The following is a 26,183-nucleotide window of genomic DNA, read 5'->3' as shown; positions in this document are numbered from 1 at the left end:
GCTGAAAATATGGATATAAAAGAAGCGCAAAAACGAGTGGCTGAGCTTCAATCACTATTAAACCAATATGGATATGAATACTATGTTCTCGACCAGCCATCAGTTCCTGATTCTGTATATGATCAGACGTATAAAGAGTTGGTGGAATTGGAGAGTCAATATCCGGAGCTGCAAACCCCAGATTCACCTACTCAAAGAGTTGGTGGACAAGTGCTTGATACGTTTGCAAAAGTAGAACATATTACACCGATGCTAAGTCTTGGTAACGCCTTTAACGAAAGTGATTTGCGCGATTTTGACCGCCGAGTAAATTCAGGGCTTGGTACAGACCGATATTCTTATATATGTGAATTGAAAATAGATGGACTGGCAGTTTCCCTGCGTTATGAAGAAGGGCTATTTGTTAAAGGGGCTACAAGAGGAAATGGAACAATTGGTGAGGATATTACTGCTAATCTTAAAACCATTCGTTCCATCCCACTCCGATTGAATGAACCAGTTACATTTGAGGTACGCGGTGAGGCATATATGCCAAAGAAATCGTTTGTTTCCTTAAATGCAAAGAAGGAAGAAAATGGGGAAGAGCCATTTGCCAATCCACGAAATGCAGCAGCAGGATCCTTGCGTCAGCTTGATCCACGCATAGCTGCTTCGCGGAATTTGGATATTTTCCTTTATGGGATTGGTGAAACAGGAGAAACAGGTGTTGAATCCCATGGTGAAGGACTTGACTTTCTTCAAAAATTAGGATTGAAAACCAATCCGCATCGCAGAAGATGTGCTACGATTGAAGATGTATTAGAGTATATTGAGGAATGGTCAGCCAAAAGGCCTGAGCTTGATTATGATATTGATGGAATCGTCATCAAAGTCGATTCACTTTCTCAACAAGAGGAATTAGGATATACTGCAAAAAGTCCAAGATGGGCGATTGCATATAAATTCCCTGCAGAGGAAGTCATCACTATTCTTCGCGATATTGAATTGACTGTCGGTCGTACAGGCGTTATTACGCCAACCGCCTTATTGGACCCGGTAAGAGTAGCAGGTACAACAGTTAAACGGGCTTCCCTTCATAATGAGGACCTAATCCGTGAAAAAGATATTCGGCTTGGAGACCATGTTGTCGTCAAAAAAGCCGGTGATATTATTCCGGAGGTTGTCAATGTTCTGTTTTATAAGCGGACAGGGGAAGAAAAGGAATTCCATATGCCAACGCATTGCCCTGACTGCGATAGTGAGCTTGTTCGTTTGGAAGGAGAGGTAGCTTTGCGCTGCATCAATCCAAAGTGTCCAGCTCAGATTAAAGAGGGGATGATTCACTTTGTTTCACGAAATGCCATGAATATTGATGGTCTGGGTGAAAAAGTCATCATTCAATTATTCGATGAATCGTTAATTAAGGATGTAGCGGATATTTATAAATTGACATATGACCAGCTGATTAATTTGGAGCGTATGGGGGATAAATCAGCGAACAATCTTTTGAACGCTATTGAAGCATCTAAGAGCAACTCATTGGAGCGCCTTTTATTTGGACTGGGAATCCGCCATGTTGGTGCTAAGGCTGCAAGAATCCTCGCGGAAGAATTTGAAGACATGGATCGTCTAATGTCGGCAAATGTAGCTGAATTGACAGCTATTAATGAAATTGGGGACAAAATGGCTGATGCGGTTGTGACTTATTTTAATCAGGAAGAATGCCAGCAATTGATCGATGAATTAAAAAATGCTGGGGTTAATATGCTCTATAAAGGTAAAAAGAAAAATATCGCTGAAGCTACAGATAGTTATTTTTCTGGAAAAACCATTGTACTTACAGGAAAGATGGAAAAGTACGGACGAACTGAAGCAAAAGAGTTGATTGAAGCTTTAGGTGGAACTGTAACGGGTAGCGTAAGTAAAAAGACAGATTTAGTAATAGCCGGAGAAGATGCCGGATCAAAATTAAAAAAAGCCCAGGATTTAGGAATTGAAATATGGGATGAAAGCAATTTACTGGAAGAACTGGGCAAGCAGGGATAGAGGTGTAGGGATGAAGCGTTTGATAGCAATAACCATGGTACTGGCACTTATGCTTGTAGGCTGCGCACCACAATTTGATAAGGATGAGGTAGTAGAGGATAATACCGAGAAAGATTCCAAGAAAGAGTCTTCCATTATTCCCGAATATCAAATCTCCGACAATTATTATCAAACGATGCTGCCTTATCAGATAAGCAGTTCCAGAGGTCTTGTGGTTTCAAACATTAATACGCGACTTGATTTGGAAGAGTTTGAAACAGGGCTGATGAGATTGTCTCATGACCCATTCTCAACGGAGGAATATATTTTTAGAGAAGGTCAGTTATTGGACACGAAAACGATTAAAAGCTGGCTGAATCGTAAATATACAAAAGGGCAGTTGAAAGAGAACAAACTGACTGCTGAGGACAACGTCGGCTTAAACCCTTTAGATGATGGGAAGGGTGATATTGAGGAAAGATATGAGAAAAATCCAGAATATCTTGCCCATATTTTAGAGCATGATTATCTGATCAAAACAGATGATAATAAAGTTGAGTTGGGCGGCATTTCGATAGGGCTTGCCTTGAATTCAGTATTTTATTATCAAAAGGAAAAGTATGGGGAAACGTACGAAATAAAAATTGAAGAAGATAAACTGCTTGAAGAAGGTCAAAAAATTGCAGCTGAAGTTGTGAAACGAATTAGAACAATGGAAGGCGGAGAAACCGTTCCGATTATGGTTGCTTTATTTGAACAAGGAAGCAGGGATGCGGTTGTGCCTGGGAATTTTATTTCTTATACAAAAGTAGGAGAGAAAAGTAATAAGATTTCCAAATGGACAAACGTACAAGAAGAGTATTATTTGTTCCCATCCAATAAAGCAACAAAGGATTTCCGTGATGATGCAACGACCTTTGCTAATTTTAAGCAGGATGTTGAAGAATACTTCCCTAATTTTAATGGAGTAATTGGAAAAGCCTTTTATGTGAATAAAGAATTGCAAAAGCTGACCATCTCCATAGATATGCAGTTTTACGGAAAAACAGAGGTTATTGGATTTACACAATATGTGGCTGGATTGGTGAAATCGAGTTTCCCTGAATATTTATCGGTGGAGACAAAAATTGCATCTTCCAATGGACAGGAATCACTCATTGTGAAAAAGGCAAATTCCAAAGAACCAGATGTGTATATATATAATGAATAAACAGAGCTACCCATTGTGGTAGCTTTTTTTGTGGATATAGATATGTAGTTAGTTTCTTGTGAAGATTTTGAATATAAACTATATTAGATGACTTACAAGCTTCCAATAGAGTAGAATAAAAAGGGGTTACTACAGAAATATAGGGAGGGAATCAAATGGTACAAGCATATAAGCACGAACCACTTACTGATTTTTCTGTAAGCGAAAACAAAAAAGCGTTTGAGGATGCTTTGGGATTAGTAGATAGCTATCTTGGCAAGGACTATGATTTGATTATCGGTGGAGAAAGAGTATCTACAGATGATAAAATTGTTTCCATTAGCCCATCAGATAAAAAAGTAATAGTAGGCCGCGTTTCCAAGGCAAATAAAGATTTAGCAGAAAAGGCAATGCAGGAGGCACTAAAAGCTTACAAGACTTGGAGTAAAACGAAACCTGAAGTGCGTGCAGATGTTTTATTTAAAGCAGCTGCCATTATTCGCCGCAGAAAGCATGAATTTTCTGCCATTATGGTAAGAGAAGCGGGAAAACCATGGGTTGAAGCGGATGCGGATACAGCTGAAGCAATTGATTTCCTTGAGTACTATGCTAGACAAATGTTGAAATTAAAGAATGGGCAGCCGGTACAAAGCCGTCCTAATGAATATAATAGATATGACTACATACCACTGGGAGTGGGAATTATTATTTCCCCATGGAACTTCCCATTTGCGATTATGGCCGGTACATGCGTAGCAGCTGTTGTTACGGGTAATACAGTATTGCTAAAACCAGCTTCCACAACACCGGTCGTGGCTGCTAAGTTCGTAGAGGTTATGGAAGAGGCCGGTCTTCCTGCAGGCGTTATTAACTTTGTACCTGGAAATGGAAGTGAAGTGGGAGACTATCTTGTTGATCATCCGCAAACTCGTTTTGTCAGCTTCACAGGTTCCCGTGAAGTTGGAACCAGGATTTACGAGAGAGCTTCTAAGGTACAGGAAGGCCAAATTTGGCTGAAGCGTGTTATCGCTGAAATGGGCGGTAAAGATACAATTGTCGTAGATTCAGATGCTGATCTTGAATTGGCTGCCAAGTCAATCGTTGCGTCAGCGTTTGGATTTGCCGGACAAAAATGCTCTGCTTGTTCAAGAGCTGTTATTGTAGAAGATGTGTATGATAGAGTACTGGACAGAGCGATTGAATTGACAAAAGAATTGACTGTAGGAGATCCGACCGATTCTGCTACATTTATGGGACCAGTCGTGGATGCTTCTGCATTCAAGAAAATAACCGAGTACATTGAGATTGGCAAAAATGAGGGTCGCCTCATGACAGGCGGAGAATCGGATGATTCCAAAGGATTCTTTGTTCAACCGACCATTATAGCCGATTTGGCACCTGATGCTCGAATTATGAAAGAAGAAATCTTCGGTCCTGTTGTAGCATTCAGCAAAGCCCGTAACTTTGATGAAGCAATTGAAATAGCTAATAATACAGATTACGGATTGACAGGCGCTGTAATTACTAGAAATCGTGCACACCAAGAAAAAGCCCGTGAAGATTTCCATGTTGGAAACCTATACTTTAATAGAGGCTGTACAGGTGCGATAGTCGGCTACCAACCATTTGGCGGCTTCAATATGTCCGGTACAGATTCAAAAGCAGGCGGTCCTGACTACTTAACATTGCATATGCAAGCTAAAACTACATCTGAAACCTATTAATATATATGGCTATATTAAAGCTCCTCTCCGATTGTTTTCGGTGGGGAGCTTTTTTATTAACAGGGGGAATAAGAGTCTATTAACATAAAAAATTTGATTGAGGGGGAAATCAAATTTTTTAAGCAAACTATCAAAAATAATAAGCTTTTGAGTTTCTTGGGTAAGAAAACTAAGACTTTTAATGGAGAAATGAGCGAAAGAGCACTTTATTGGGCGGATTTTGGTAGGAATTGAGCGGAAACAGAAATTTATGAGCGAATAGGTTTTTATTGAGCGGAAATAGATCCAAATGAGTGATAATCATAGTTTTTTAGCGATTGTTACTTTGATTGAGCGAGATTATCAATCAGTCGTCTTGTGTTCAAGATAAAGTTAAGAATATCAAAATGGTTATTGTCTATGAAATTCATACTATACCTGTAATCTCTAAATATTACATTTCTCCTTAGTTTGTGAGATGTTTTACCCTATTTTATAAAATATGCAAAATTTTACTGCAAAATAGTTTGCAAAAACCACAAACTGTTATATAATACAAAATATAATAATTTTTCTGTTTTATAACAAAACATACAGGTAAAGGAAGTGAATGTCTTACATGGCAGTACAAACGAATGGAATCAATATTCTTGGAAAAATGGAGAATGGTTTTGATGAGATATTGACTCCGGAAGCTCTTGAATTCATTGAGAATCTGGAAAGGCACTTTGGATCAAGGCGAAAGGAATTGCTTGAGCAGCGTACCAAGCGCCAAGAAGAAATTGATAATGGTAAACTTCCAGACTTTTTGCCGGAGACAAAAAGTGTTCGTGAAGGTGATTGGACAATTGCACCTTTACCACAGGACCTGCAGGATAGAAGAGTTGAAATTACAGGACCTGTAGATCGGAAAATGGTGATTAATGCTTTAAATTCAGGCGCTAAATGCTTTATGGCTGATTTTGAAGACGCCAACTCCCCAACATGGAAAAACAATATTGAAGGCCATATTAATCTCCGCGATGCTGTAAACCGTACAATTACTTTTGAAAATCCAAACGGTAAAAAATATAAATTAAATGAAGAAACTGCTGTTCCCATCATTCGACCAAGAGGTTTTCATTTGGAAGAAAAAAATGTCACGTTGGAAGGACAGCCGATCTCCGGTGGACTTTTTGACTTTGGACTTTACTTCTTCCATAATGCAAAGACCTTACTCGAAAATGGAAGCGGTCCCTACTTTTACTTGCCTAAAATAGAGAGTCATCTGGAAGCACGCTTATGGAATGACGTCTTCGTTTATGCACAAAATCACCTAGGTATTCCACAAGGTTCCATTAAAGCAACTGTCCTCATTGAAACCATCCTTGCAGCATTTGAAATGGATGAAATTCTGTATGAATTGAAGGATCATTCAGCCGGTTTAAACTGTGGAAGATGGGATTATATTTTCAGCTATCTGAAGAAATTCAGAAACCATGATTCTATCATTCTACCGGATCGATCTGTTGTCACAATGGCTGTGCCATTCATGTCTGCCTATTCCCAGTTGGCCATTAAAACCTGCCATAAACGGAATGCATCAGCTATTGGCGGCATGGCTGCACAAATCCCGGTTAAAAATGATGAAAAAGCAAATGAAGAGGCCTTTGCCAAGGTAAAGGCTGATAAGGAACGCGAAGCGAAAAATGGCCATGATGGAACATGGGTCGCCCATCCTGCTCTTGTACCAGTGGCAAAGGAAGTATTTGACCACTATATGCCGAAGCCGAATCAAATCGATAAAAAGCGTGACGATGTTCAGGTTACAGCAACTGATCTCCTCGAGGTGCCAGAGGGCTCCATCACAGAGCAAGGTGTTCGGACTAATATTAATGTTGGAATTCAATATATAGAATCCTGGCTTAATGGAAGAGGTGCAGCACCGATTAATAATCTGATGGAGGATGCAGCTACTGCTGAAATCTCCCGAGCTCAAGTGTGGCAATGGTTACGTCATCCTAAAGGTGTATTGGATGATGGACGCAAGATTGATATGGAGATGTACAAAACATTAAAAGAAGAAGAGCTGCAAAAGATTAAACAGGATCTTGGTGAAGAACGTTTTGAGAATGGGCGTTTCACCGAAGCAGCAGAGCTTTTTGATAAATTGATTATCAGTGATGAGTATTATGACTTCTTGACTTTACCTGCCTACGAAATTCTATAAAACAAATCATTAGGTTTCATATAAAAGGAGGAAGTACAAAAGATGAGAGAAGAACTGATTAAACAAATAGAGGCTGAGTGGAAAGATGAAAGATGGGAAGGAATTGAACGTTCTTATACAGCAGAAGATGTATTAAAACTGCGTGGTTCCATGCAAATTGAACACACTTTAGCAAGAAGAGGTTCCGAAAAGCTTTGGAATTACCTTAAAACAGAGGATTATATTAATGCGCTAGGTGCATTAACAGGTAATCAGGCTGTCCAACAGGTAAAAGCAGGATTAAAAGCGATTTACTTAAGCGGATGGCAAGTTGCTGCAGATGCGAACCTTTCCGGAAATATGTATCCTGACCAATCTTTATACCCAGCCAATAGCGTACCGGCTGTCGTAAAACGTATAAACCAGGCGCTTCAACGTGCGGATCAAATCCACTACTCAGAAGGTAAAGAAGATATCGATTGGTTCCAACCGATTGTTGCTGATGCTGAAGCAGGCTTTGGCGGTCAGTTGAATTGTTTTGAACTGATGAAAGGCATGATTGAAGCAGGTGCAGCAGGTGTTCACTTTGAAGATCAGCTATCTTCTGAAAAGAAATGCGGCCATTTGGGCGGTAAAGTACTTCTTCCAACACAAACAGCAGTGAAAAACCTAATTGCAGCTCGTCTTGCTGCAGATGTAATGGGCGTTCCAACTATTCTGATTGCCCGTACGGATGCGGATGCAGCTGACTTAATCACAAGTGATATTGATCCTACTGATAAGGAATTTATCACGGGTGAAAGAACTCCTGAAGGATTCTATCGTACGAAAGCAGGCATTGATCAAGCAATCGCACGGGGACTTTCTTATGCACCATATGCAGATTTAATCTGGTGTGAAACATCTGAGCCTAATCTTGAGGATGCGAAGAAATTTGCCGATGCCATCCATGAGAAATATCCAAATAAAATGTTAGCCTATAACTGTTCACCATCCTTCAACTGGAAGAAAAAATTGGATGATGATACCATTGCAAACTTCCAAAAGGAAATCGCGAAAATGGGCTACAAATTCCAATTCGTTACACTTGCCGGATTCCATGCCTTGAATCATAGCATGTTTGAATTAGCAAGAGGATACAAAGAGCGCGGAATGGCTGCCTATTCTGAGCTGCAACAGAATGAATTTGCAAGCGAACAATATGGCTACACAGCAACAAGACACCAACGTGAAGTAGGAACTGGCTATTTTGATGAAGTGGCACAGGTTATTACTGGCGGAACTTCTTCTACAACAGCCCTAAAAGGCTCTACGGAAGAAGAGCAATTCCAGAAAGCCTAATATACAAATAAACAATGGAAAAAAGGAATCTGAAACTTATTCAGATTCCTTTTTTAGTTTATCTGGAGAATGAAACTTCGTATTATTTTCGGGATATTCTGCTGAAAAAAACAGACCATAGGTGAAAAAAGGTTAAGTTATATTTCGGACCTTTGAAAGAAAATGTATAAGTTGCTGGTCAAAGAAGGTAGATTGATTCATAAAAAGGGTTGTATGTCGTATTTTATCAACATTTGAGATTAATGGATTTTTCAAATCACGACAAACTTTTCCCGGGCAATAATTCGGTGTTCAGGGGAATAATTCCATCTTTCTTTATTTAATTGACTATATGCTGATTTCTGCGGTTAATTCCGATTGCTTTAACGCGCGAAAGTTTGGTATTATCATAATAATTGTATTTGGAGCACGTAGCAAAATGGAGGTGTATGAAATGACTCGCATTTCAAAAGAAGAAGTAAAGCATGTTGCTAATTTGGCAAGATTAGCTATTACAGAAGAAGAAACTGAAAAGTTACAAAAACAGTTGGATTCAATTATTACGTTTGCTGAAAAATTGAATGAGTTAGATACTGAAAATATCGAACCTACTACACATGTTTTACATATGAAGAATGTCTTGAGAGAAGACAAGGCGTCTAAAGGATTGCCTAGGGAAGAAGTACTGAAAAATGCTCCTGACCATCAAGATGGACAAATACGTGTACCGGGAATAATGGAGTAGTCAGGGAGGGGAAATCATGTCTTTATTTGATCGTAAAATAGCGGACTTGCATGAGTCGCTTCGTAAAAAGGAATTATCAGTAACAGATTTAGTTTCAGAATCCTTTTCTAAAATTAAAAAAGTTGAAGACAATGTTAATGCATTTCTAACATTAAATGAGGAAAATGCCTATAAAGAAGCTGGAAAACTGGATGAACAGCTAGTTTCTGGAGAAATCGGCGGTCCTTTATTTGGAATGCCAATTGGGATTAAAGATAATATTGTGACTAAGAATCTGCGCACGACCTGTGCCAGCAAAATCTTAGACAACTTTAACCCAATTTATGATGCAACAGTTGTGGAAAAGTTAAAACAAGAGCAAACCATCACAATTGGTAAGTTGAACATGGATGAATTCGCAATGGGTTCTTCCACAGAAAATTCAGGTTACAAAAAAACAGTTAATCCATGGGATTTAGAACGAGTACCTGGAGGTTCTTCAGGTGGATCAGCGGCTGCGGTTGCGGCTGGTGAAGTCCCATTTAGCTTGGGATCAGATACAGGCGGTTCCATCCGTCAACCAGCTTCATTCTGTGGGGTTGTAGGGATGAAGCCGACATACGGACGTGTATCCCGTTATGGTTTAGTGGCATTTGCTTCTTCATTGGACCAAATTGGGCCAATCACGCGTAATGTAGAGGATAATGCATATTTATTGAATGCCATAGCTGGACTGGATCCAATGGACGGAACTTCAGCGCATATTGAGGTGCCAGATTTTACAAAGGCATTAACTGGTGATGTAAAGGGGCTTAGGATTGCTGTACCGAAAGAATATCTTGGCGAAGGCGTGACTGAGGAAGTGCGTCAGTCAGTCCTCAATTCATTGGCGGTTCTGGAGAAATTGGGCGCTACATATGAAGAGGTATCTCTGCCGCATTCTAAATATGCTCTATCAGCGTATTATTTATTGTCTTCTTCTGAAGCATCTGCAAACCTTTCTCGTTTTGACGGTGTTCGTTATGGACACAGAACGGAAAACCCACAGAACTTACTCGAAATGTATAAGCAATCGAGAGCTGAGGGCTTTGGGGATGAAGTGAAAAGACGGATTATGCTTGGTACCTTTGCATTAAGCTCCGGTTACTATGATGCATACTACAAAAAAGCACAAAAAGTCCGTACATTAATTAAACAGGATTTCGAAAACGTATTTGATCAGTATGATGTCATTGTAGGACCTACTACACCAACTCCTGCATTTAAATTGGGTGAAAACACAAGTGATCCGATGACAATGTACATGAATGATATTTTAACCATTCCTGTTAATCTTGCCGGAGTGCCGGGAATTTCTGTTCCTAATGGATTCAGTAAAGGTCTACCGCTTGGTTTACAAATTATTGGGAAGCATTTTGACGAAAGCACGGTTTATAAAGTTGCTCATGCTTTTGAACAGGCGACAGATTTTCATAAACAAAAACCGTCTCTACAGGGGGTGGAGTAATTGAAATACGAAACAGTCATTGGACTTGAGGTCCATGTTGAATTAAAAACAGAGTCCAAAATATTCTCATCCTCTCCGAACCAATTTGGAGCGGAACCTAATACGAATACATCTGTCATTGATCTTGGATACCCAGGTGTATTGCCTGTATTAAACAAAAAAGCAGTCGAATTTGCGATGAAAGCAGCAATGGCACTGAACTGTGAAGTGGCGACTGATACAAAATTTGACCGTAAAAACTATTTCTATCCGGATAATCCGAAAGCTTATCAAATTTCGCAGTTTGATAAACCGATTGGAGAGAATGGCTGGATTGAAATTGAGGTAAATGGTGAGAAGAAAAGAATCGGAATCACACGTCTTCATTTAGAAGAAGATGCAGGGAAATTGACACATACTGCTGATGGCTATTCCTTGTGTGATTATAACAGGCAGGGAACACCGCTTATCGAGATTGTTTCTGAGCCGGATATCCGTACACCGGAGGAAGCATATGCATACCTTGATAAACTAAAAACGATTATTCAGTACACAGGTGTGTCCGATTGTAAGATGGAAGAAGGAAGCTTACGCTGTGATGCAAATATTTCCTTACGCCCATATGGTCAGGAAGAGTTCGGTACGAAGACGGAATTGAAGAACTTAAACTCCTTCAACTTTGTTCGTAAAGGACTTGAGTTTGAACAACAAAGACAAGCCGAAGTATTGAATGAAGGCGGGGAAATTCAGCAGGAAACTCGCAGATTTGATGAAGCAACTGGGGCAACTCTTTTAATGCGTGTTAAAGAAGGTTCTGATGATTATCGTTATTTCCCTGAACCGGATTTAGTCGAATTATATATCGATGATGAGTGGAAAAACCGAGTGCGTGCAGAAATTCCTGAATTGCCGGATGCACGAATCAAGCGTTATACAGAAGAATTCGGACTGCCGGCCTATGATGCGGGTGTGCTAACTGTAACAAGAGAAACAGCCGATTTCTTTGAAGCAACCACAGCTGCTGGGGCAGAACCTAAGCAGGCTTCCAACTGGATTATGGGTGAGCTTTCAGCTTACTTAAAAACGTCTCAAAAAGAACTGCATGACACGGCTCTTACTCCAGAAGGATTAGCTGGCTTAATCAAATTGATTACGGACGGTACAATCTCTTCGAAAATTGCTAAAACTGTATTTAAAGAATTAGTGGAGCATGGTGGAAATCCTGAAACGATTGTAAAGGAAAAAGGTCTTGTACAGATTTCTGATGAGGGAGCCTTACGTACAATCGTCACAGAAATATTGGATAAGAATCCTCAATCAATTGAGGACTTTAAAAATGGTAAGCAAAAAGCGGTTGGATTCCTTGTTGGGCAAATGATGAAAGCAACAAAAGGGCAAGCCAATCCGCAAATGGTCAATAAATTGATCATGGAAGAGCTTCAAAAAAGATAAATGGTAACTGACAGCCTCCCTATATGTATGGGAGGCTTTTTAAGTATCGCTGGAAAGCCAACAGTCTTTGTCTGCTTTTTTTAGATTCCTCTCTGTCGGAAAGTTTGTTATGGTAGATATATACATATTTTCAGATTAGTCAGTTATTTAGGTATTAACAACTTTGGTAAGGGGAGGTTTTTTTGATGAGTAGAAAGAATATACGTGATAGTGAAAAGGGGTGAAAGGATTGAAGCATGAAAAGATGACGAAAACAAGTTACCTGATTGGGCTGCTCTTTGGGTTGAGCGCGATCATTTATTTTTTTGCGGCCAACTGGGGAGGAATGGACCGCTATGTGAAAATAGCATTAATCGTAATTTTAATGCTTTTATTTTACGGAGTAAGCTATGGCTTTTCAAAATGGAAGCAGCATCAGCAGGACGTGGGAGCCTGGATATTTTGGGGAGGATCAATCGCATTTGGAGTAGCGGTAGCACTTTTGGGGCAGGTATATAATTCACACGCTGATAGCTATACATTATTTTTAGTGTGGCTGATTCCCTCTGTCCTGTTAGCTGTGTTTACCCAATATCCGATATTTTTTGTTCAATCCTACATACTTTTGAATATAACGGTATACACGTATTTCTTTCCTTTAAATAGCTGGATTGATAGAAGTGATACAGAGCACACAATAATTCTTCTGGGAGTCATTATCTTAAACATTGCTTGTCTGTATGGCTTCTCAAAAAGAGGACCAAGGCTTATTTCTTATTTATCCAGCGCCTGGATTCAGTTATTATCTATTGAACTGACTATCCGGTGGACATCTATCTATTTATTTAATGAGGATCATGCTTTTTCTTATATCGGGATCGTTGTCTATCTGGCAGTTGCCCTCATTTCAGGCTGGATTTTCTATGACTATATGAATAACAGACAGAATAAAGTAGTTACTGTCATTGTTTCTTTAGGAATTTCCATCATTCTCATAGCGCAGTTTATCATGGTTTCATCATGGATAAATGGATTCTTAGCTTATTTTGTTGGGTTACTTATTGCAATCACCCTCGTTATTTTGGGCTCTAAATGGCTGGCTAAACTCACTGCTTCCAAAACAAACGATGAAAATAACTTTATCCCAACACTTATTAAGCTAGTCTTTGTTTTCTTGGCAGTTTTACTTTTATCCTCCTCTTTAATCGGTATGCTTTATTTGATTGGATTAGGAGAGGATATCGCATGGTTAATGGTGAGTTTGGTCATTCTCGTTCCGATTGGCAGTCATATTGCCAGGGAGCATTCCATTCTCCGATACACAGTGATGTTGACGGGATGGCTTATTTCATCTTCGATTCTGTGGTATCACTCAGGCGTTGTTCTAATCATCTATTTACTCCTGATTGGCTATACAACCTGGCGTGAAAGGGAGAGAATCATATATCCTTTGGGTTTAGGTGGGACGATTTATGCAGTGGTACTCCTGCTTTATGAATTATTCTCAGGAATATCAGGTGAGTTGGTCGTCATTCTACTGATTGCATTAGCCTTTGGACTTTACTTTTGGCTAAAAAATCCGTATACAAAAGGGTGGAACCTGGTTGCAATTCTGACACTTTGGCTCATTCTTACGTTTTTCTCGGAAAACAGTGTACTTTACTACCTTTACAATTTCAGTTATCTTTTCTTCTTGGTTTATTTTACGTACCGTGTTGTACATAAAAGAAATCACTGGTTAGAGTATGCTGCTATTCTTTATCTGATCGGATACCTCGGTTATAAATACTATGATTTATTTTGGACACTGCTCCATAAGTCTATTACCTTTGCGATTGTAGGAGCAATATTCTTCTCTATAGCAATTTATCTGGATAAGAAAACAGAAAGAAACAATAGCACGGGGCGATTCGAATTTGTCCTGAGGAGTGTGCGTAAATGGGCACCAATCGTATTCGTTCAGCTAATTATCCTGTTCGTGATAATTTTTCAGAAGGAAACGATCTTACGGAATGGGACAGATATTATCCTAAAAGTAGAGCCGGTTGACCCGCGTTCTATTTTACAGGGGGATTATGTTCAATTATCCTATAATATTAGCCAGATAGATTCCGATGAGCATTATGATCGTGTATATGTGCTTGTGGAAAAGGATTCAAAAGGGATTTATCAAATGAAAGGGATATATGATACTATAGAAGAAGCGAAAAAAGAAAGAACAGATGACCATCAAGTGATTGTTACAGGAAAAGCAAATGGAAATACGATTACCTATGGCATTGAGAATTTTTTCATTGAAGAAGGCACGGGGATAGAAGTAGAACAGAATGCTAAATATGCAAATATAAAAGTCGGCAGTAATGGGGATGCCATTTTGATCAGTGTGTCATCAAATCTGCCCGAAGATAAGTAAAATTAGCAATTGTTTTATCACGGATGTATAATAGTAGAGGTATTTTTTTAACAGATATATTAACTCCGAATTTGTAATATAGGATGATGATTAATTATGAAAAAGGCAAGGATAATATACAATCCTACCTCCGGGAAAGAAGCATTTAAAAGACAGTTACCTGAGGTTTTGGAAATTTTAGAGAAGGCTGGATATGAAGCTTCCTGTCATGCAACTATTGGAGCGGGCGATGCGACAAGAGCGGCACAAATTGCTGTGGAAAGGCGCTATGACGTGGTTATTGCAGCGGGTGGAGATGGAACGATATACGAAGTGGTAAATGGGTTGGCCGAACAGGAATACCGACCTAAATTGGGAATTATCCCAGTAGGGACCACAAATGATTTTGCTCGCGCCTTACGTATATCAACGAAATCGATACTTGAAGCTGCTGAAACTATCGCAGAAGGGCTTACGATTCCAATTGATATTGGAAAAATGGATAATCGTTATTTCATCAATATAGCAGCTGGTGGCCGCTTAACCGAGCTTTCATATGAAGTCCCAAGCAAGCTGAAAACCAGACTGGGACAGCTGGCATATTATATGAAAGGATTGGAAATGTTGCTGCCGTCTCTTAAGGCGACTCCGGTGTCAATAGAATATGACGGTAAACTGTTTGAAGGTGATGCAATGCTTTTCCTTGTTGCTAACACGAACTCAGTTGCTGGTTTTGAACGCTTAGCACCAGATGCTTCCCTCAATGATGGTATGTTTACACTTTTAATTCTCAAGAAAATTAACCTGCCAGATTTTGTACGGATCGCAGCGTTAGCTTTACGCGGAGAGCATATTCATGATCCGTCTGTGATATATGTGAAGGCGAACCGCATTAAAGTACATTCATCCGAAAAGCTGCAGTTAAATTTAGATGGAGAGTTTGGCGGTTTGGCACCTGCTGAATTTGTTAACCTCTATCGTCATTTGGATGTATTCGTGCCGGAAAGCGTACACGAAAAGCAGAAAATAACAGATCGGCATATACTTGTTTCAGACGATGCCGTATTTGAGAAGCCAGATTTAGACCAACTTCTTTAAGAGGTTGGTTTTTTTATCCCGTTCAAACTGGCATAGACACCTCTATATTAAACGTAAGCAGAAGTTAAATTGGAAGATAAGCGCCAGCAGAACCCGAGTAGTCAATTACTCCTCAATGGGAGATGAATGAAAACCCGTTTGAGCAAAGTTTCACTTTATGGTAAAATCCATGGATTATCTGTCTGTCCTGTTTTATGATACAATCATGAGTACTCAATAAAAAATCGAGGTTAGCAAAGAATGACTGAAAAGAAAAAAGCGCCAATTCAAAAAAATGATTATATAGATGTTGTATTTGAAGATCTGACTCATGAAGGCTCCGGAGTTGCAAAAGTGGAAGGGTATCCTATTTTTGTTCCGTTTGGTTTACCGGGAGAAAAAGCCCGCATTAAAGTGACCAAAATTAATAAAGGCTATGCCTTTGGCCGCTTGATGGAGCTATTGGAAGAAAGTCCTGATCGAGTAGAGCCTCCCTGTCCAATTTATCGTCAGTGCGGAGGCTGCCAGCTTCAGCATTTATCCTATGAAGGCCAGCTGAAAGCAAAGGAAAAAATGGTTCGGGAAATTATGGCGAGAATCGGAAAACTGCCTGATGTACCGGTCCATCCAGTACTTGGTATGGAACAGCCATGGAACTATCGTAATAAAGCCCAGGTACCTGTTGGAGAAATGGAAGGCGGCTTAGTTGCCGGCTTTTATGCTAAACGTTCACATGAAATTATTAATATGGATGAATGTCTGATTCAGGTTTCAGAAAACGACGATACGATCCGCACAGTGAAGAATATTTGCGAAAAGTACCGTGTCCGTGCCTATGATGAACGGAATCATAAAGGATTGCTTCGTCATATTATGGTACGTCATGGACAAGTGACTGGTGAAATTATGGTTGTCCTTGTAACAAGAACACCTGAGCTCCCGCATGCGAGAGAAATCATCAAAGAGATTATTGATGCAGTTCCTGGGGTTAAATCCATTATTCAGAATGTGAATTCCTTGAAGACAAATGTTATTCTTGGGTCGAAAACAACAGTATTATGGGGAGCAGAAGTGATCTATGATTATATCGGTGATGTTAAATTTGCCATCTCTCCGCGTTCCTTCTATCAAGTGAATCCTACTCAGACGAAGGTTCTCTATGATAAGACGCTGGAGTATGCGAATCTATCAGGTAACGAAACGGTTATTGATGCTTATTGCGGAATCGGTACAATTTCCTTATTTTTAGCACAAAAAGCCAAAAAGGTATATGGAGTCGAAATCGTCCCAGAAGCAATCGAAGACGCCAAAAAGAACGCAGAACTAAACGGCATCACCAATGTCGACTTTTCGGTAGGCAGTGCTGAAACCGTCATCCCGGCCTGGTACGAAGAAGGAATCACAGCAGACGTATTAGTTGTCGATCCACCACGTAAAGGCTGTGACGAAAATCTCTTAAACACCATCGCAGAAATGAAGCCGAAAAAAGTCGTCTATGTTTCCTGCAACCCAGCAACATTAGCGCGTGACTTAATGTATTTGGAGGAGCATGGATATCAAACGGTGGAAGTGCAGCCTGTGGATATGTTCCCACAGACGATGCACGTGGAGTGTGTAGCAAAATTAGTATTGAAATAAGGCAGTGCCCCACAGGGCACTGCCTTATTATCCTTATTTTCATTCAGTTTTTTATCCAGATTCTTGTTAATGATTTAAAGATCTTCTAGTTCTTTGTTAACTAAATCTAGCTCTTCTTCCGATTCTTCGAACTTGATATCTCTGATAGGAACTTTGATTGTTTCATTTTCAATTAATTTGTTTATTTCGTCTTTTAAATGACCTTGCACTTTTTCTCTACCTGTTTGAATATTATCTCTAATTGTCTGCTCGATAACTGTGTTAGCTTGTTCATCATATATTTTTGCTTCATCATAGGAAGTCGGAGAGAGTATGGATTGTACCCAGCCTAAATTTTCATCAGATTCAACTAATTCTTTTGCGTAAAATGCAGTTAGTTGAGGCTCTTTAATTGTTAGTATCTTCTCTTTCTCATTGTATTCTACTGTTTTTTCATCAAACTCACCTTTATACCCCCATCTAACTATGGCCTTATATTTCAATTCAACTACCTTTTGCATTCCCATAACCTCGTTATAGAAAAAGTTCCCTTGTTTATCAACAGGTTTAATAGTAGTTGTCACTGGGTTACCTGCTATGTAAGTCTCTTTAACGATATCTTGTATAGCTCCAACCTCTAATTCAGTAATTTTATAGATGTCTTTCCCTAGTGGGGCTATAATCGTTTCTTTTGCTTCAGAGTCTCCGAAAAACACTAAAAATAATCCTACAAGAATTGCTGTAGAAGCTGCTCCAATAATAAATAATTTAACTTTAGGCACGATGTTCTTCCTTTCATAGATGTTTTTAAATTATAGTGAGCGGTGTTATTTTGTTGTGAAATATTTATTCTTAAAGGGAAGAAAATAAATAACAATGAAAAAAAGAAATGAAAGCTAGAATAAAAAGGGGAATATTTCCTATCTACTTAAGTAGTAGATTCAAACTGTAGGGATTTCTATATATTACTTGTAAGGTTCCTGCTAATGGCCATTCTGATTAAATGGATATGTTTGAACAAAAGAAGAGCTAGTAACTTTATTAAAGTGATAGTAGGAAGTATTGAGAACAACAAAAGAAAAAACCTAATCACCTTTACTATATTAGAATAATATAATTTCAAGCTTATGTGAATAAATAGACAAAAATATTTTTATAATTAATATATTTCGTTAATTATATTTAAATTCTTCTGTAACGATTGTTATTGTACCTTTCCTTACTCAACTATAAGTGCAGATCTCTGTAATTTAATTTTTAACTATTAATGTCTGCAGAGAGAAGCTGTTGAACATAAACCCACCAACATCCCATTGTGTTGCCACATACATTCCACACACGTAGAGTGTGTCTCGCAACTTATTTTAAAATAAGGCAGTAAGCCCTCTAAATAGGGGGGCACTGCCTTTTTTCGTTTCTTACAAAGGAATTACGAAGTGATACTTAATCCTAATTTCCTCACTAGATTTACAAGTAATTTTTTCTACAAAAATTTGTAGTACCTGTGGAGTTAAGTAATAGAATTGCCCTCGTGGTTTTTAAATAAAACCTTATAAATCTTATCTTTTATAAAAAAGTTTCATAAGAAATCATTTAATAAAATTGGAGTATTACTTCCTTTCTATTTGTCTATACTGATAAAAATAGATTAGGAGAGTAATAGGATGATACTATCTGAAGCGTGGGATTTATATAAAGCTGATAAACAGATCCAAGGATATTCATTTCAGACTTTAAAAGCCTATAATGTCCAATTAAACTTGTTAATCCGGAATCTCGGTGATCGATCCCTTGATGAAATAACCACCGATTCATTAAAGCTTTATCTTGGGAATGTTGCTGATCAATTAAAGGCTGCTAGCCTGAGTCATAGGATACGTTTTATAAAGTCGTTGTTTAGATGGGCTCAAGATGTAAATGTCCTGAATGGTAATCCAGCCGCGAAAATTAAGGAACTGAAACTAGATGTCCGCATACCAAAGTTTTTAACTGAAGTAGAAATTGAGCATTTAAGAGAAGCTTGTGATACAACATTAGAAAATGCATTGTTCGAGTTTATGTATTCAACCGGTTGTCGAATTGGGGAAGCCGTTAATTTGAATCGACAATCTATTAATTTTTCTAACCAGTCCGTAATTGTCTTAGGTAAGGGAAATAAAGAAAGAGAAGTTTACTTTAATACTAGGTGTGATATCTGATTGAAGAGGTACCTGGATGAGAGAACAGATGATCAAGAAGCTTTATTTGTAACCGTACGTGCTCCTCATCGTATGAGCATAGCTCAAATGAGATATATCATAAAACAGATATCGAAAAGATTTGGCATCAATAAAAGTACTCACCCCCATCAGTTGAGACATAGTTATGCCACTACTTTATTGAATAATGGGGCACCTTTAGAAGTCATTCAAAATTTGATGGGACACGAAAAGAGCGAAACGACTAAAATTTACGCTTATTTAAGTGGGGCATTGCGAAGGGAGTTATATAAAAAGTTTTTCTGATACGATCAAGGGCATTGATCCAAGAAGGATTAATCCCTTTTTGTAATGCGTACCGAGAAGGTGTGCTTATTTTTATATTTTGTGCTTACCTTTAAGTCATATTCATCTAATTATGTTCCCACACATATTTAGTCTCATCTGTCCACCCGTATAGAAATTTTATGTAATTCGTTAACATTATAGCTGTCTTTTCTATATAAAGTCTAATTATTCTAAATATATTTTTTCCCTTAATTCCGTAGATTTGTCAACTCAACTGTTGAAATTTAAAAGAATTACGTAACGCTGATTTTTATAGCCCCAATAAACCTTGATATAATCGCATTTTAACTGGACTTATAGGTAGGGAATTTAGATAGATTAATAAAAGAGAACGTTTACATATTAGTTGAAATATAAAATCATATCTTTCAATCCACCTTTCACTGGGTTTATTTTGAAAAAATGTGTCTAAAATGTGACTTTCGTTGGTTGTATCAGAAACATTAGAATTGAATTTTTCAAAAAAATTTTGCTATAGTTGTAACTAGACTAAACGGTTTTATCGAAAGTACCGTAATTATTGGTATTAAATCTACCTGATTTTTATGTATTTTTACAAAGTCATTACGTCAAAACTATATAGAATAGGGAGTTTTTTTTTTATGGAATCACATTTACAAGTGAAAAATCCGAAATTGATGGCTGCTGTTTTAATGATTGGTTCTTTCATCGGTTTATTTGGTGAAACAGCATTAAATATGGCATTGACAAATATTATGGAAGATTTCTCGATTAGTGCAGGTACAGCACAGTGGCTTACTACAGGTTATTTATTAGTTTTAGCAATTTTGGTACCGTTATCGGCGTATTTAGTACGTTGGTTTACAACACGTCAACTAATTGTAGGGGCATTAATTATTTCTACAATGGGTGCTTTGCTTGCAGCGATTGCCCAAAGTTTTTCAATTTTATTAATCGGTCGTTTAATTCAAGCAATGGGGACAGGGATTTTCCTGCCATTAATGTTTAGCGTTGTGCTAATAATTTTCCCAATTCAAAAACGAGGAGCAGTGATGGGAATCGTTGGTTTAGTAATTACAGCAGGACCAGCATTAGGACCAACACTAAGTGGTTTAATTATTAGTGCTGCTAGCTGGAATTATATCTTCTGGATTATGATGACGTTAAATATCATTTTATTAGTAATAGTGGCACCAAGGATGGAGAACGTTTCAGATATTTCTAAGCCGAAAATTGATGTACTATCGTTATTATTATCTACAATCGCCTTTGGAGGTATCGTGTATGCATTAGCAACACTAGCAGAATTACCATTATCGGACGTGAAAGTATGGGCACCATTAGTAGCAGGTGTGTTGGCATTGATTTTATTTACAGTTCGCCAATTTAAAATGGAAGAGCCAATGATTAATTTACGTGTATTTAAATATCCAATGTTCGCATTAGGTTCAGTATTAATGTTCACGACATTATTCGTAATTTTATCGGTTGCGATCTTAATTCCACTTTACTTAAAGAGTGTATTAGCTTATACAGCTATTGCTGCTGGGTTATTAATGTTACCTGCTAACGTTTTAAATATTATTATGGCACCTATCGTTGGATCAAATTTCGATAAAGTTGGTGCTCGTGTTTTCACACGTATTGGATTTACACTGATTACAATTGGTGCAATTATGTTTATTGTAATTCTTTCAGCAACGACACCAGTATGGCAAGTGATTGCTGCACTATGTATTCTTTTCTTAGGTATTTCAATGACAATTATGCCAGCACAAACAAATGCGATGAATCAGCTACCAAAACATTTATATGCAGATGGTTCAGCTGCAATGAATACATTAACTCAAGTTGCAGGTGCTGCTGGTACAGCTCTTGCCATTACATTATTTACTGCTGGTCAGAATAACTATATTGCAGAATTTGGTGCAGCTAATCCTGCGGAATTTTTAGCAAATGGTATTAACTATGCATTTTACGCTGTATTAGTGACTGGTTTGATTGGCTTAATTGGATCACTATTTATTAAAAATAGCCGACCAACAAATTAAATAATAAACAACAGAAAAAACGTTCGTAAAGGTATCCAATCACTTTATGAACGTTTTTGATTTCTTATTACATTTTAGAACGAACAAATCTTTGATTTATACATTGTTTCATATACAGTTAGATATAACTCATAAATAATTATCTTTGTGAAAAAATACACTTAAACTATATGGGGCGTTGATCTTAAAAGGATTAATGCCTTTTTGTGTTGAATTTCTTATTGTACAAAAGGGGTAGGTTAGTGAAAAAAGGTATAATCAATTAATCAAGAATATGAGTAACACGGGGTGAAAAGTAATGTATCAATTCCAACACGAGGTACAAAGAAAAGATATATAAGGTATATGTCACCCCCTACTTGTAGAAATATGTTTGAGGCTGGTTGGGACTGAGATCTCGTATAACAAGCGAAGCTATAATACTACTTGGAGGATTAGGGGTACTGGTGAATTTATCAGAGGAGGAGAAAGAATGAACCCAGTTGTGGGTATAGATATAGCCAAAGAAGAAAGTGAAGTACAGGCTTTTTTAGATAAAGGAAAGCCGTATGGAACAAGTTTTTCGATTAAGCATAATCGTGAAGAGTTGGAGAAGTTTATCTGTTTCTTAGAAGAAATGAAGGAAACAACTGGGCAGATGCCTGTGGTTATATTGGAATCAACAGGACATTATCATACACCCGTTGTTCAATGCTTAGAAGAGAATGACATACTTTATATCTTATTGAATCCAATCATTTCTCATCAAGCGAAGAAGTCTAGTTTAAGAAAGGTGAAAACTGACGCATATGATGCGTATCAACTGTGTGTTCTCTATTACAAAGAAGAGTTTGAACCTCAAAAGAGGAGAGGAATTCAGCTCTTAAATCTTCGAAATCTATCGAGACAACAAGAAATAATGACGAATATGTATGTGGAGGCAAAATTGCATTTTCATATGATTTTAGATCAGGTTTTCCCTGAATACAGAAAGGTTTTTGGAGATCTTTTTTCGAAAGTATCTTTATCGGTATTAAAGGAATACCCTACCTCGGAGAAGGTTCTAAAGACTGGCAAGGAAGAACTAGAAGATAAAATACGAGAATATTGTCCAAGTCGGTCTGTACAGTGGGCTAAAGAAAAAGCAAGAAAGTTAATTCATTCAGCTTCTCAGAATCCTTTTCAGAAAGTGCAATATGAAAGCCATCTTATCAATCTTAGTATGTATATCGATATTTTATTTCACTACCAAGGACACCTAACGGATTTAGAGAGCCAAATGGTATCCCTGGCAAATGAAATAGAAGAATATAAGATTATCCAATCGATTCCTGGTATCGGTGAAAAGATTGCGGCAACAATCATTTCAGAGATTGGGGAAATTGATCGGTTTAATTACCCTAAGAAGCTAGTGGCCTTCGCTGGAGTCGATCCTAGTGTCCATTCATCTGGAAAGTTTACTGCGAACATAAATCGCATAACCAAACGAGGTTCCAGTAGGCTAAGGCATAGCTTATATTTAGCTGTTTTATGTAAGAAGCTCTAGAAATAAAAAGCTCAAAGAGTTCTATGATAGAAAACGTTCAGAAGGAAAACCTTCGAAAGTTGCCATTGTAGCTTGTATCAATAAGCTGCTTCATTGGATTTATGCTTTATTGAAAAAGAACCAGAATTTCCTAGATATAGCTTAGGAAATGATATTTATCCAACATAAGAAAAACCTTCCAAAATGAAACTGGAGGGTTATTTGGCATACCCAAAAACAGTATAGCATATAAAAAATGAAATATACAGAGAGATATTGACAACCTATTAGCTGGTTTAGTTGAAGATCGATATTAAACTTATGTTCAACAATCGGTCCATATTGTGAAGTAAATATTTACTTGTATAGTATTACATCAGGTGAAACCGTATCATAAGTAAGTGCGGAATTATAAAATATCTACCTGAGATGCTGTTTAGTCAGCATTTTAGGTTGTTATTTTAATTAGGATATGTTAAATTTCAACGTTGAAAAATGAGAGAAGATTTTAAATGGTAATTAGTAGTAGATTTAATTTTCTATTAAAGAATTATGGATAGCCGTAAAGGAGTCAATCACTCTTTTTCTTAACATTCAATTTTAACAGAGCTAAGGTCTTAAAAATTTTACGGTTTGTTAGAATGTGAGGGTTATCATTCACATCTACTTTCATTTTACATTTTGCTACGAATTATAACATTAACGTTACGCTCCGTTGGTAGATTATCGATTAAAATCGTGTTTATAATTAACTAAGAAAGGATGAAAAGTATGATTAATTTGAATTTATGCTCGTTGAGAAAACGTCATAATCTAACGCAGGAGCAACTAGCCCTAGAATTAAATGTTTCACGTCAAGTAATTGCAAAATGGGAAAAAGGTGAATCGACACCGGATTTACACCATAGTATGAACATTGCCAATTTATTTGGAGTAACCTTAGATGCATTAGTAAACCATAACTCAGAAGAAATGGGTGTAGATATTCCACCTAAAGGTCAGCACTTTTTTGGAACAGCAACAGTAGGGGAACGTGGCCAAATTGTCATTCCGAAAAAAGCACGTGAAATTTTTCGAATTAACCCAGGTGATTCAATCGTTATTATAGGGGATGAGGAACGTGGGTTAGCGTTAGCACCTGAAAAAATGATTAAACGGTTTTTAAATATGATGAAACCTCAGTAAAAAGGAGGAAAAAATGAATGAATGCAGCAATTGAAATTCAAGGTTTATCAAAACACTTTAAAAAAAAAGTTGCCGTTTCTCCAATGAAACTTACAATTAACAAAGGTGAACTATTTGGACTGCTTGGAGTTAATGGTGCTGGTAAAACGACCGTTATCAATATGTTAACTGGCCTTGCCAAACCAACTTCAGGAGATGCGCTTGTACTTGGGCATTCGCTTAGTAAAGAGTTGCCAAGTATCCGGGGATTACTCGCTGTGTCACCTCAGGAAACGTCCATTGCACCAAATTTATCTGTGCGCGAAAATTTATTATTAATGGCACGCATTCACGGCTTTTCGAAGGAGAAGTCCATTGAAAAAACAGATGCTTTAATTAGCCAGTTTTCACTACAGCCTTACGAACATCAACGTGGTAAAAAATTATCCGGTGGTTGGCAACGAAAGTTAAGTATTGCCATGGCTCTCATTGCAGATCCTAAAATTTTATTTTTAGACGAACCAACATTAGGGTTAGATATTATTAGCCGTCGGGAATTATGGGCAATGATTAATAAACTGAGAGAGACAACGACAATTGTACTTACGACGCACTATTTAGAAGAAGCAGAAAACTTGTGTGATCGTATTTGTATTATGAAGGATGGAGAAATAAAGGCACTAGGTACAGTAGACGAACTCCTTACAACAGCAAGTAAAGAAAACTTTGAGGATGCATTTGTGCATTTCGTAGCAGGAGGCGAATTATAATGAGGGCATTGGCATTTGCTGGACGTTGTACGAAAGAAATTGTACGTGACCCGATTTCATTATTTTTTGGTATAGTCTTTCCAATCATTTTACTTATGATTTTAACTGCGATTAATCGCAATGTTCCAGAAGCACTTTTTAATATTGAACATTTGACACCTGGCATCGCAGTATTTAGCCTTTCTTTCATTGCTTTCTTTGCAGCACAAACGTTAGGAAAAGACCGTTCTACTTCTTATTTAATAAGATTGCTAACTACTCCTATGAAAGCAAGTGATTTTATTATTGGATATACGCTTCCTTTAGGGATATTTGCTGTGCTTCAAAGTATTACTTGTTTTATAACCGCTTACTTTTTAGGTTTGGAGCTATCTTTCAACCATGTATTTGCATTTATTGCCTTACTCATTACATCTACTATTTTCATAGGAATCGGACTGTTATGTGGCTCCTTATTTAACGAAAAGGCAGCAGTAGGCTTATGCGGAGCTTTATTAACTAACTTAACAGCATTTTTATCTGGCACATGGTTAGATTTATCGTTAGTTGGGGGAGCTTTTGAAAAAGTCGCTTATGCCCTGCCATTCGTCCACGCTGTTGATTTAGTTCGAGCAATTGTGGCAGAAGACTTTAGCGCAATGTTTCCCCATTTATATGTTGTGGTAGTTTATGCAGCTGTCCTTTTTAGTCTTTCGATTTTTATTTTCAAATATAAAATTCAGCAAAATTAATAGTTAATCAAACTTACGTTACTTAAACGTAGGTTTTTTTATTAAAATTAACAGCTCTGTTAAAAGTTGATTATTGAAATAGAAAGCGCTAGCCTCCGTTACGGTGCTGAAAATAAAAAAAACTTTATTAGACAAATTAGAAAATGAGCTTCAAGCTAATAAAAGCTGATTGTTATTCAATTAAAAGGCGCGATTGTTGAATAAGATTGCTTCTCTTTTCCTTATTGAACTAACGAGGCTTTGATCCAAGGAGGATTAATGCTCTTTTTTGTTGAATTCCTTATTGTAGAAAAGGGGCAGGGTAGTTGAACAAAGAGGATTGAGA

General features: G+C 37.7%; 16 protein-coding genes and 2 pseudogenes. 17 read left to right on the top strand and 1 reads right to left on the bottom strand.

Going from position 1 to position 26,183, the window contains the following annotated elements:
• Positions 1-9: 9 nt before the first annotated feature.
• The 11 genes from ligA (at position 10) to rlmD (ending at position 17,152) form a co-directional block, all read left to right on the top strand.
• Positions 10-2,025 carry an NAD-dependent DNA ligase LigA gene (gene ligA, locus AC4BHA_RS15590; RefSeq protein WP_490558890.1) on the top strand — a complete coding sequence of 672 codons (2,016 nt, stop codon included), beginning with the start codon at positions 10-12 and terminating at the stop codon, positions 2,023-2,025.
• A 10-nt stretch (positions 2,026-2,035) separates the two neighbouring features.
• Entirely contained in the window at positions 2,036-3,214 is a 1,179-nt protein-coding gene (locus AC4BHA_RS15585) for a CamS family sex pheromone protein (protein WP_490558889.1), read from the top strand.
• Between the two features lie 155 nt (positions 3,215-3,369).
• Positions 3,370-4,917 carry an L-glutamate gamma-semialdehyde dehydrogenase gene (gene pruA, locus AC4BHA_RS15580; RefSeq protein WP_490558888.1) on the top strand — a complete coding sequence of 516 codons (1,548 nt, stop codon included), beginning with the start codon at positions 3,370-3,372 and terminating at the stop codon, positions 4,915-4,917.
• Positions 4,918-5,515: 598 nt separating this feature from the next.
• Positions 5,516-7,105 carry a malate synthase A gene (gene aceB, locus AC4BHA_RS15575; RefSeq protein WP_490558887.1) on the top strand — a complete coding sequence of 530 codons (1,590 nt, stop codon included), beginning with the start codon at positions 5,516-5,518 and terminating at the stop codon, positions 7,103-7,105.
• 42 nt (positions 7,106-7,147) lie between these two features.
• Complete coding sequence (gene aceA, locus AC4BHA_RS15570) at positions 7,148-8,425, top strand: isocitrate lyase (protein ID WP_490553643.1); 1,278 nt, start codon at positions 7,148-7,150, stop codon at positions 8,423-8,425.
• Positions 8,426-8,858: 433 nt separating this feature from the next.
• Positions 8,859-9,149: an Asp-tRNA(Asn)/Glu-tRNA(Gln) amidotransferase subunit GatC gene (gatC, locus tag AC4BHA_RS15565; protein WP_490553644.1), complete on the top strand. Its 291-nt coding sequence runs from the start codon at positions 8,859-8,861 to the stop codon at positions 9,147-9,149.
• A gap of 16 nt (positions 9,150-9,165) precedes the next feature.
• Entirely contained in the window at positions 9,166-10,635 is a 1,470-nt protein-coding gene (gene gatA, locus AC4BHA_RS15560) for an Asp-tRNA(Asn)/Glu-tRNA(Gln) amidotransferase subunit GatA (protein ID WP_490553646.1), read from the top strand.
• Complete coding sequence (gene gatB / locus AC4BHA_RS15555; protein ID WP_490558886.1) at positions 10,636-12,066, top strand: Asp-tRNA(Asn)/Glu-tRNA(Gln) amidotransferase subunit GatB; 1,431 nt, start codon at positions 10,636-10,638, stop codon at positions 12,064-12,066. It begins immediately after the preceding gene.
• Positions 12,067-12,295: 229 nt separating this feature from the next.
• The gene (locus AC4BHA_RS15550) at positions 12,296-14,458 is read left to right on the top strand and encodes a GDYXXLXY domain-containing protein (RefSeq protein WP_490558885.1); all 2,163 of its coding nucleotides are present in this window, start codon (positions 12,296-12,298) and stop codon (positions 14,456-14,458) included.
• 96 nt (positions 14,459-14,554) lie between these two features.
• Positions 14,555-15,535, top strand: coding sequence for a diacylglycerol kinase (locus AC4BHA_RS15545; protein ID WP_490553650.1), 981 nt, complete (start codon positions 14,555-14,557; stop codon positions 15,533-15,535).
• 240 nt (positions 15,536-15,775) lie between these two features.
• Entirely contained in the window at positions 15,776-17,152 is a 1,377-nt protein-coding gene (gene rlmD, locus AC4BHA_RS15540; protein ID WP_066108449.1) for a 23S rRNA (uracil(1939)-C(5))-methyltransferase RlmD, read from the top strand.
• Positions 17,153-17,226: 74 nt separating this feature from the next.
• On the opposite strand, the gene AC4BHA_RS15535 is transcribed toward rlmD, so the two are convergent.
• The gene (locus AC4BHA_RS15535) at positions 17,227-17,913 is read right to left on the bottom strand and encodes a hypothetical protein (protein ID WP_066108446.1); all 687 of its coding nucleotides are present in this window, start codon (positions 17,911-17,913) and stop codon (positions 17,227-17,229) included.
• 882 nt (positions 17,914-18,795) lie between these two features.
• Between AC4BHA_RS15535 and AC4BHA_RS15530 the strand changes: the two are divergent.
• The 6 genes and pseudogenes from AC4BHA_RS15530 (at position 18,796) to AC4BHA_RS15505 (ending at position 25,858) form a co-directional block, all read left to right on the top strand.
• Positions 18,796-19,635, top strand: a pseudogene (locus AC4BHA_RS15530) (tyrosine-type recombinase/integrase).
• Positions 19,636-20,279: 644 nt separating this feature from the next.
• Positions 20,280-21,689, top strand: a complete 1,410-nt coding sequence (locus AC4BHA_RS15525; RefSeq protein WP_490558884.1) for an MDR family MFS transporter — start codon at positions 20,280-20,282, stop codon at positions 21,687-21,689.
• 472 nt (positions 21,690-22,161) lie between these two features.
• Positions 22,162-23,359: pseudogene (locus AC4BHA_RS15520) on the top strand (IS110 family RNA-guided transposase).
• 605 nt (positions 23,360-23,964) lie between these two features.
• A complete protein-coding gene (locus tag AC4BHA_RS15515) occupies positions 23,965-24,378 on the top strand; it encodes a helix-turn-helix domain-containing protein (RefSeq protein ID WP_490553189.1) in 414 nt (137 codons plus the stop codon).
• 17 nt (positions 24,379-24,395) lie between these two features.
• Complete coding sequence (locus AC4BHA_RS15510) at positions 24,396-25,127, top strand: ABC transporter ATP-binding protein (RefSeq protein ID WP_490553187.1); 732 nt, start codon at positions 24,396-24,398, stop codon at positions 25,125-25,127.
• The gene (locus tag AC4BHA_RS15505; RefSeq protein ID WP_490558883.1) at positions 25,127-25,858 is read left to right on the top strand and encodes an ABC transporter permease; all 732 of its coding nucleotides are present in this window, start codon (positions 25,127-25,129) and stop codon (positions 25,856-25,858) included. Before AC4BHA_RS15510 ends, AC4BHA_RS15505 begins: the two co-directional genes overlap by 1 nt.
• The last annotated feature ends 325 nt before the right edge of the window (positions 25,859-26,183 follow it).

The organism is Pradoshia sp. Z3_51, assembly GCF_058215915.1.
The sequence above is the reverse complement of the archived record's forward strand: the minus strand, read 5'-3'. Positions and strand labels throughout refer to the sequence as shown.

Excerpts from the sequence above, each read along its gene's own strand:
- pruA (WP_490558888.1), top strand. The coding sequence starts at position 3,370 with ATGGTACAAGCATATAAGCACGAACCACTTACTGATTTTTCTGTAAGC.
- aceA (WP_490553643.1), top strand. The coding sequence starts at position 7,148 with ATGAGAGAAGAACTGATTAAACAAATAGAGGCTGAGTGGAAAGATGAA.
- AC4BHA_RS15525 (WP_490558884.1), top strand. The coding sequence starts at position 20,280 with ATGGAATCACATTTACAAGTGAAAAATCCGAAATTGATGGCTGCTGTT.
- AC4BHA_RS15545 (WP_490553650.1), top strand. The coding sequence starts at position 14,555 with ATGAAAAAGGCAAGGATAATATACAATCCTACCTCCGGGAAAGAAGCA.
- gatC (WP_490553644.1), top strand. The coding sequence starts at position 8,859 with ATGACTCGCATTTCAAAAGAAGAAGTAAAGCATGTTGCTAATTTGGCA.
- rlmD (WP_066108449.1), top strand. The coding sequence starts at position 15,776 with ATGACTGAAAAGAAAAAAGCGCCAATTCAAAAAAATGATTATATAGAT.
- AC4BHA_RS15505 (WP_490558883.1), top strand. The coding sequence starts at position 25,127 with ATGAGGGCATTGGCATTTGCTGGACGTTGTACGAAAGAAATTGTACGT.
- AC4BHA_RS15510 (WP_490553187.1), top strand. The coding sequence starts at position 24,396 with ATGAATGCAGCAATTGAAATTCAAGGTTTATCAAAACACTTTAAAAAA.
- AC4BHA_RS15585 (WP_490558889.1), top strand. The coding sequence starts at position 2,036 with ATGAAGCGTTTGATAGCAATAACCATGGTACTGGCACTTATGCTTGTA.
- ligA (WP_490558890.1), top strand. The coding sequence starts at position 10 with ATGGATATAAAAGAAGCGCAAAAACGAGTGGCTGAGCTTCAATCACTA.
- aceB (WP_490558887.1), top strand. The coding sequence starts at position 5,516 with ATGGCAGTACAAACGAATGGAATCAATATTCTTGGAAAAATGGAGAAT.
- AC4BHA_RS15515 (WP_490553189.1), top strand. The coding sequence starts at position 23,965 with ATGATTAATTTGAATTTATGCTCGTTGAGAAAACGTCATAATCTAACG.
- gatA (WP_490553646.1), top strand. The coding sequence starts at position 9,166 with ATGTCTTTATTTGATCGTAAAATAGCGGACTTGCATGAGTCGCTTCGT.